This window comes from Bilophila sp. (assembly GCF_057864385.1).
Genome location: NZ_DBMAFI010000113.1, coordinates 1 through 5,752 on the forward strand (window position 1 = coordinate 1; position 5,752 = coordinate 5,752).

Consider the following 5,752-nt stretch of genomic DNA (forward strand, 5'->3'; position numbering starts at 1 on the left):
TCATGGTATGTGGTTGTTTCATCTCCACCGCACGGTGAACATACAGGCTTTTTCTCCAGTTTTCCCCTTGGCGGAATCCGCAGCAAGGCATTTGGTTGGCTATTCCTTTGGAGCTTCAAGGAAAAAGTATCAGCCTTTTTCTATGGCACAGCCTTCCTTTCCTGTGGCGGGGAGGCGGCTAACGAAGAGGCACAGCGCCCCGGCCAACAACGTCCTTTTCTGTGGCGGCGAGAGGGCGGCACTGTTGCCATTCCCGTCATGAGGCTAGAGGCATGTCCGGCCTTTTTAGATTGCTTTGGCTGTGTCATGGTATGTGGTTGTTTCATCTCCACCGCACGGTGAACATACAGGCTTTTTCTCCAGTTTTCCCCTTGGCGGAATCCGCAGCAAGGCATTTGGCTGGCTATTCCTTTGGAGCTTCAAGGAAAAAAGCATCGGCCTTTTTCTGTGGCACAGCCTTCCTTTCCTGTGGCGGGGAGGCGGCTAACGAAGAGGTACAGCGCCCCGGCCAACAACGTCCTTTCCTGTGGCGGCGGGAGGGCGGCACTGTTGCCATTCCCACCATGAGGCTAGAGGCATGTTCAGCCTTTTTAGATTGCTTTGGCTGTGCAAGGTATGTGGTTGTTTCATCTCCACCGCACGGTGAACATACAGGCTTTTTCTCCAGTTTTCCCCTTGGCGGAATCCGCAGCAAAGGCATTTGGCTGGCTATTTCTTTGGAGCTTCAAGGAAAAAGCATCAGCCGTTTTCTATGGCACAGCCATTGCTTTCCAAGGCCCTGAAGGGGATAAGGGAAGAAGGGCACGCCGGAAACCGGAAAATATGGCCAAATCTATTCTCATCCCCTTGCCAAAAAAAAGAAGTTACGCTAGGAAAACGTCTGCGCCGCTTTCCGGCGCATGCCTGCCTTTTTCAATCACACACTATCCTCCCTATATTAATCAGCGTTTGATGCGGCTGTGCCGTATATGCTGTCCTGCCGTTCGGCAGGGCTCATAACGTCCGGCGACACGTCGGCGGACTTCCATTCACTCCCAAAACAAGTATCGGAACGTATGCGGAAGAAGAAAGTTGCCACGGAGGAGGTTCAGGAAGGCGCAACGATGAGCCTTACTGAGCTGAAGAACATGAGCATGTCCGTGCTCATGGAGCTTGCGGAAAAGTATGAGATCGAGAACGCCAGTTCCATGCGGAAGCAGGAACTCATCTTTGCGATGTTGCAGGCCTGTGCGTCCCGGAGCGGCGCCATTTACGGCGACGGCGTGCTGGAAATCCTGCCTGACGGCTACGGTTTTTTGCGATCCCCCCTGTCGAGCTATATGCCCGGCCCGGACGATATTTATGTTTCCCCCTCTCAGATCCGGCGCTTTTATCTGCGCAAGGGTGATGTGGTTTCCGGGCAGATCCGGCCTCCCAAGGAAGGCGAACGCTACTTCGCCCTGCTCAAGGTAAAGGAAATCGGCTTTGAACCCCCGGAAAACGCCCGCCACGTCGTTCTTTTTGACAACCTCACGCCCATTTATCCCGATCGCAAGCTGATCATGGAAAACGGCGAAAAAAATCTTTCCTGTCGGGTCATCGACCTCATGTCGCCCATCGGACGCGGCCAGCGCGGGGTCATCGTTGCGCCTCCCCGGACGGGCAAGACCATCCTGCTTCAGAGCATCGCCAACTCCATCAATGCGAACCACCCTGAAGTGTACCTCATCGTGCTGCTCATTGATGAACGTCCCGAAGAAGTGACGGACATGGAACGCACGGTCAAGAATGCCGAAGTCATCAGCTCCACATTCGACGAACCTCCGCAGCGCCATGTCCAGGTCTGCGAAATGGTGCTCGAAAAGGCCAAGCGCCTTGTCGAACGCAAGCGTGACGTGGTCATCCTGCTTGACTCGATCACCCGCCTTGGACGCGCCTACAACGCCGTGACGCCTTCATCCGGCCGTGTGCTTTCCGGCGGCTTGGACGCAAACGCCCTCCAGCGGCCCAAACGCTTCTTCGGCGCGGCCCGCAACATTGAAGGCGGGGGCAGCCTGACCATCATCGCCACGGCGCTCATTGATACCGGCTCCCGCATGGACGAAGTGATCTTTGAAGAATTCAAAGGCACCGGCAACATGGAAATCTATCTTGATCGCCACCTTGCCGAAAAGCGCGTGTTCCCGGCCATCGACATCAACCGCACCGGAACCCGCAAGGAAGATCTCCTTCTCCCCGACGACGTGCTCAAGCGCGTCTGGATCCTTCGCAAGATCCTTGCGCCCATGTCTTCCATCGACAGCATGGAATTCCTGCTCGACAAGATGCGCGGCACCAAGTCGAACGACGAATTCATCAACGCCATGAGCAAGTAAGCAAGGAATCGGGAAAAGCTTTTCCAAAAGAGAAGGTTCCCAGATTCCTTGGCTGTTTCCTCAAAAGAAAAACGCCGTTCCCCCACATGGAGGGACGGCGTTTTTTGGGGCTGTATCATAAAAACGGTCGATGCCTTTTTCCTTGAAACTCCAACGGGATAACCGAAAAAATGCCTTAGCCGTGGATACCGCCAAGGGGAAAACCGGAAAAAAGGCTGTATGTTTCACCGCACTGTGGAGATGGAGCAACCACATACCATAACAGAGCCTTTTCCTTTGAGGCGCCTCCAATCGCTGCCTGAATGGGCCGGCTATTCCGCGGCTTCCTTCTGGAGGCGGGAGACGAGCTTGTCCATGTTGGCGATGCTGGTGACCTTCCAGCTTTCTCCGGCAGGGCTCATGCCCAGATCGACCTTGTAGTCGCGCCCATTGCCGAAATCATGGATGGTTGCGGGAAGGATGACGCTGCCGTTGGCTTTGCGGGATGCGCCGCGTGGACGCAGCTCCTTGCGCCCTGTGGAAACATTGCTGAAAAGCGGTGCAAGCAGGCCTTTGGGTTTTGCGTCGGCTTTGGGCTTTCCGGCGAAAAAGCCGGACTCGATGCCCGAACGGGTGAATGTTCCGGCTTCTTGAACCAGCAATCCTTTGATCTGCTTCGCCATCGACGGATCCTGCACGGAGGCGACCATCAGGGCCAACATGGGGGGAAGGCCGGACGTATCGACCTTTCCGGCTTTTTGCAGCGCCGCAATCAGGGCTGAGGAACTTTGGTCGAGCAGGGCGTCCACATCGACGCGCCGTTCAAAAGCCGCCAGATCGCCGGCGTCGATGGCTGCCTGGATTTCCTTCAAGGCCGCCTCCGGTGTCTGGCGGGCCAGAGCGGGGGCCGTCATGAGCAGAAACAGCGGAAGGAAGAGCAGGAAGCGGAAGCGGCGGAAAATCATTGCGAGGCTCCTTGGGCGGCGGCCGCAGCGTCGAAGTGCCCCGCCAGATCGCGGAACAGATTCGCCGCCTGCCCGGCAGCCGCGAGTTTCTCCGGGTTATTGCGCGTGCGCCTATCGATCCATGAGGCGATGAAGAGCAGTGCGTCATCATCCAGATACCGGGCCTCAGGAGCCTGCTTGAGGGCCCGCACGAACGCGCCCTTGGCCTGTTCGCGGGCGATGACGGCCTGCTGGTACTGCTGGCCCTTGGCGGCCATCTGCTGGCGCAATGTCGAATATCTGGTCAGCTCGCCGTTGGAACGGGCTTCATCGGCGGCGAAGGTCAATTCGGAATATTGGGCGTTGGTGTCCACGACACGCTGGGCCGCGGCGCTGAGGCTTTCCATCTGGCGGTTGAAGTCGGGCATGGAGGCGAGCGCCTGCAATGCACCGGCAACGCCGCGGAATTGCCGGGCGTACAGCTTGAAGCATTCGCTCCGCTGGGCGGGCGAGAGGGTTTCGCCGCTCGGCAAGGGGGCCGCCGCGCTGCGGTTTACGGCTTCCATGAAGCGATCGACGTACAGCCGGTAAATAGCGTCCAGCATGCCCGGCGTGAAGAGGTGGTTCAGTGCGGCGGCACGTCCGGCGGGCAGGTCGTCGCCAATCCATGCGAGGCCGGTCATCCCCATCCCGTAACGGAGATTCGCTCCCTGCAGGCTTGCGGAAAGCCTTCCGCCCCGGCCCGGAGTCGCTGCGGGGACATAGTGGGAAACGAGCCAAGAAGCCAAATCGTCGATAAAGGCGATGCGCACGACCTGATCGTCCTTGCGCCCCGCATCGGGGGGGATCTGCTCTCCGGGAGCTATGGGGCCGCGTACTTCGGCCCCGCCGGGCTGTACCGGCCTCTGCTCCGCAAGCGCTTCATCCAGTTCGGCTGGCGTTTCAATGGGGGAACGGTATTTGGGCGGCGCACCAGGCAGGCTGTCTCCCGCGACGGCCCCAACATCAGGAGGGGAGGGCGGTGTCACCGTCTTGTTCATCAGATCAGCGGCAAGGCTGATGGCCGATTCGCCCAGCCTGGCCATGCGGTTGGAAAATTCTTCCCGCGCCTCCGGATCTCGGGCCAGCCAAAACCAGACCACCACTCCCGCGAGCAAGACAAGAATCAACAGGGCCAGCCCGTGATGTCCCTTACGCGACGGTTCCGTTTCGTGGCCATCGTCTTTATCTGTCCGATAGCGGTTCGGCTTGCTCATGCCACCCTCCAGAGTCTCTTCCCGGATCAAAACGGGCTGTGTACAGGTATCATACTCACTACAGAATATCCCATTTTGTCCGCTCTGTGAAGCTGTGCAGATGGGGGAGATCCAGCAATTGTACACGCTTTCTAACTGGTTGGATCACGGCAGAGGCCGGTATGCAAGATTCGCATCGCATGAAAAAGAATCATGCCCTGGGGGGTTGACTTCTTGAGAACCAATCCTGATACTTAACACCAAGGATAATGACACCCGACGCGCACGGCGCGGACACATTTTACTCCAAGGGAGCAAGCCAATGGGATGCTGCTGCAACAATACGAAAGACAATAAGAGCCAGACCCCTGACTGCATGGCCAGCAAGAGCACGGTTGTCACCACGCCCGAAGGCGAAGATGTCGAAGTCAGCTTCAACATGGGAACCGGCGAAGTGACTTATGGGAAAAAGGGCGGATGCCGCTCGGACAAGCCCGAAGGTACTTCCTCCTGCGGCTGCGGTTGCTCAAAGTAAGGTATGCGAACGGATCGCTTTTAAAACGGCCTAAAGCGGAAACGTCTCAAGCCACAAAAGGACGGAGGAAGAGCGGTAAGGTGAGCATCCCTTACTTGCTCTTCCTCCACTTTTGGGGAAACGGCTGATTGCTGGTACACGCAAGGAGAAACTCCCTTGCGTTTTTTTGTTTGGCTGCGTCATAGAAAATGGCTGATGCTTTTTTCCTTGAAGTTCCAAAGGGATAATCAGCAAAATGTCTTATCCATGAACTCAGCCAAGGGGAAAACTGGAGAAAAAAGCTGTATTTTCATCACGTTGTGGTGATGGAACAACCGCATACTATGACAGAGCCAAAAAATATAAGGCTGTGCCATAGAAAACGGTTAATGCTTTATCTCTTGAAATTCCAAAGGGATAACCAATAAAATCCCCCAGTCATGGAGCCCGCCAGCGGAAAATTGGAGAAAAAGCATATATTTTTCAGCATATTGCCGAGACAAAACAACCATGTGCCATGTCAGAGCCAAATATAAAAATACAGCATATCCAGCATGTTATATGGATACGCCAAAGCATTCCGTGCAAAGCCATCCCAATAGGCCCAGAGCGGCAACGTAACCAGCCATGAGCGGAAAACCTGAGAAGAGGGATTCGATAAGCGCGAAAGTCTTGGGAGGGGAAGGGGGGAGGTTTGGAGGGGGGAAGGGGAAGCCTTTCTCCAGA

The 5,752-nt window shown here is 56.3% G+C and carries 6 protein-coding genes; 4 read left to right on the plus strand and 2 right to left on the minus strand.

Annotated elements, in window-relative coordinates; genetic code table 11:
* The 3 genes from ACZM8Y_RS17530 to rho form a co-directional block, all read left to right on the plus strand.
* Window positions 1–342: hypothetical protein (locus ACZM8Y_RS17530; protein ID WP_489501940.1), on the plus strand; the 342-nt coding region annotated here is incomplete at its 5' end.
* The gene (locus ACZM8Y_RS17535) at window positions 312–782 is read left to right on the plus strand and encodes a hypothetical protein (RefSeq protein ID WP_489501942.1); all 471 of its coding nucleotides are present in this window, start codon (window positions 312–314) and stop codon (window positions 780–782) included. The genes ACZM8Y_RS17530 and ACZM8Y_RS17535, both read left to right, overlap by 31 nt.
* 273 nt (window positions 783–1,055) lie before the next feature.
* Complete coding sequence (gene rho, locus ACZM8Y_RS17540; protein ID WP_489501943.1) at window positions 1,056–2,354, plus strand: transcription termination factor Rho; 1,299 nt, start codon at window positions 1,056–1,058, stop codon at window positions 2,352–2,354.
* A gap of 311 nt (window positions 2,355–2,665) precedes the next feature.
* Here rho and ACZM8Y_RS17545 read toward each other — a convergent pair whose 3' ends face one another.
* Window positions 2,666–3,298 carry a hypothetical protein gene (locus ACZM8Y_RS17545; RefSeq protein ID WP_482334603.1) on the minus strand — a complete coding sequence of 211 codons (633 nt, stop codon included), beginning with the start codon at window positions 3,296–3,298 and terminating at the stop codon, window positions 2,666–2,668.
* Window positions 3,295–4,533 (minus strand): hypothetical protein, encoded by a 1,239-nt coding sequence (locus tag ACZM8Y_RS17550; RefSeq protein WP_482334601.1) that lies wholly within the window; start codon window positions 4,531–4,533, stop codon window positions 3,295–3,297. Before ACZM8Y_RS17550 ends, ACZM8Y_RS17545 begins: the two co-directional genes overlap by 4 nt.
* A gap of 355 nt (window positions 4,534–4,888) precedes the next feature.
* On the opposite strand from ACZM8Y_RS17550, the gene ACZM8Y_RS17555 reads away from it, so the two are divergent.
* Window positions 4,889–5,047, plus strand: a complete 159-nt coding sequence (locus ACZM8Y_RS17555) for a heavy metal-binding domain-containing protein (RefSeq protein ID WP_489501944.1) — start codon at window positions 4,889–4,891, stop codon at window positions 5,045–5,047.
* Window positions 5,048–5,752: the final 705 nt, after the last annotated feature.

Coding starts and splice junctions, on each gene's coding strand:
- ACZM8Y_RS17535 (WP_489501942.1), top strand. CDS start 312: ATGTGGTTGTTTCATCTCCACCGCACGGTGAACATACAGGCTTTTTCT.
- rho (WP_489501943.1), top strand. CDS start 1,056: ATGCGGAAGAAGAAAGTTGCCACGGAGGAGGTTCAGGAAGGCGCAACG.
- ACZM8Y_RS17545 (WP_482334603.1), bottom strand. CDS start 3,298: ATGATTTTCCGCCGCTTCCGCTTCCTGCTCTTCCTTCCGCTGTTTCTG.
- ACZM8Y_RS17550 (WP_482334601.1), bottom strand. CDS start 4,533: ATGAGCAAGCCGAACCGCTATCGGACAGATAAAGACGATGGCCACGAA.
- ACZM8Y_RS17555 (WP_489501944.1), top strand. CDS start 4,889: ATGGCCAGCAAGAGCACGGTTGTCACCACGCCCGAAGGCGAAGATGTC.